A 1,925-nucleotide genomic window follows, 5' to 3' on the forward strand; every position below is an offset into this window, starting at 1 on the left:
TAATGGATAAAAAAAGCTGATTCATGATGTCTTTTTTTGTCGGGAAATGATGAAACAACGTGCCCGTTGCCACACCAGCCGCTTTGGCTATCGATGCAGTCGATGTCGCATTGAAGCCTTTGTTAACAAACAACTGTAAAGCCGAATGTAAAATGGCTTGTTTTTTATCGGTGGTCACAATCGATTTACTGCTCATTGAGTCAACATGCCTTTTTAATCTATGGTCCATTAATCTTTGGTATTTTTAGCTATGCATCCATCTAGCTATGGATCATTTCTCTTGTCTTTTTTATGACAAACTTTGCTAAGCAAGTATCGCTAATAACAGCAATACTTGCAGTCGCGATGATGAGGAGAGTTAACGTAAGAAAAACTTAATCAATAATTTTTGGATCACCCCGCCATAAGGAGGATGAACAAAAATGCCTGTATTAATTTTGCCACTGTTTAATATGGTTTTAGCGTGACTAAAGGTTAAGAAGCCTTCCTTGCCATGATAGTGCCCCATACCAGACGGACCAATACCGCCAAAGGGCGCATCATCGGCGGCCACATGGAATACAGTGTCATTAATGCAAACGCCACCAGAATGGGTTTGCTGCAATACTTGTTGCTGCGTTTGTTGCTCAAAACTCATGAGATACAAGGCTAATGGTCGGTCATTTCGGTTGATATAACCTATTGCTTCATCCACCGACTGATAGCTAATAATGGGCAATATTGGCCCAAATATTTCATCCTGCATGATGAGCATGTCGTCTGTAGTATGTGTGACTAGCTGGGTGGCTATTTTTCGCTGAGTTATTGATATTGGACCATCAATTGCTGAGGTGATTGTTGCACCTTTAGCCTTGGCATCTTCTAGCACCGCCAGCAAACGCTGGTATTGACGGTCATTAATGATATTGCCGTAATCTTGGTTTGTGTCGAAATTAGGGTACATTTTATTAAAGCGACGTTGATAAGCAGCAATAAAGGCGTCAACTTTTTCCGCAGGGCACAATACATAGTCAGGTGCGACACAAATTTGGCCTGCATTTAAACATTTGCCAAAAATAAGTCTTTCTACAGCGGTGTCGATTGGCATGTCTGGAGCGATGATGGCTGGAGATTTACCGCCTAATTCTAATGTTACGGGGGTCAGGTTATCAGCTGCTGCACGCATAACGTGGCGGCCAACAACGGTTGAGCCGGTAAACAGAATATGATCAAATGGTAATGCTGAGAATGCTGCGGCTACATCAGCTTCACCTTCCACTAACTCGACTTCATTTGAGTCAAAAATTGTTGCTAGCATCTTGCGCAATACCGCATTAGTTGCCGGAGTGAATTCCGACATTTTCAGCATTGCTCCATTACCAGCAGCAATGGCGGTGGTCAGCGGACCCATAGATAACATTACCGGGAAGTTCCACGGCACAATAATACCGATTACGCCTAAGGGCTGATATTGCACTGACACTTTAGAAGGGGACAGTAATAAACCAGCATGACGGCGACTGGGTTTCATCCATGACTTAAGATGCTTGATAGTGTAATTGATGTTATTCACACAAGGCATAATATCCGAAATGATGGTGTCGTTTGGCGAGCGGTGACCGTAATCATTAATTAATGCATCGATGATAGGCTGTTGGTAATCAAGTAAAGCTTGCTTTAGCTGGGTTAATTTATCTACCCGAGATTGGTAACTAGGTGCTGGATTGGACTGAAAACGTGCTCGTTGATCAGTAAGTAACTGTCGTAATTGAGTTTGATTATTATCAACGGCCATATTCATTTTCGATCTCCTGCAAAAATAACGATATTGATTTTATAAGCCCGACATTACTCGAGCTAATAAACCGACTGATTAGTCGGTCTGATGTTATGCCTGTTTATGATCTAAAGCAAGTTTTCGCCTTTGATTTGATTTTGATCACTAA

2 protein-coding genes are annotated in these 1,925 nt (G+C 41.9%); both read right to left on the bottom strand.

Translation table 11 applies throughout. From position 1 onward, the window contains the following. On the bottom strand, nucleotides 1-196 hold a 196-nt coding region (locus CXF78_RS15690; protein WP_257984928.1), incomplete at its 3' end, for a TetR/AcrR family transcriptional regulator. Between the two features lie 162 nt (nucleotides 197-358). Continuing rightward, complete coding sequence (locus CXF78_RS15695) at nucleotides 359-1,780, bottom strand: coniferyl aldehyde dehydrogenase (RefSeq protein WP_011636411.1); 1,422 nt, start codon at nucleotides 1,778-1,780, stop codon at nucleotides 359-361. Nucleotides 1,781-1,925 lie beyond the last annotated feature (145 nt).

Origin of the sequence: Shewanella sp. 11B5 (assembly GCF_002836795.1) — a bacterium.
Classification (GTDB): domain Bacteria; phylum Pseudomonadota; class Gammaproteobacteria; order Enterobacterales; family Shewanellaceae; genus Shewanella; species Shewanella frigidimarina.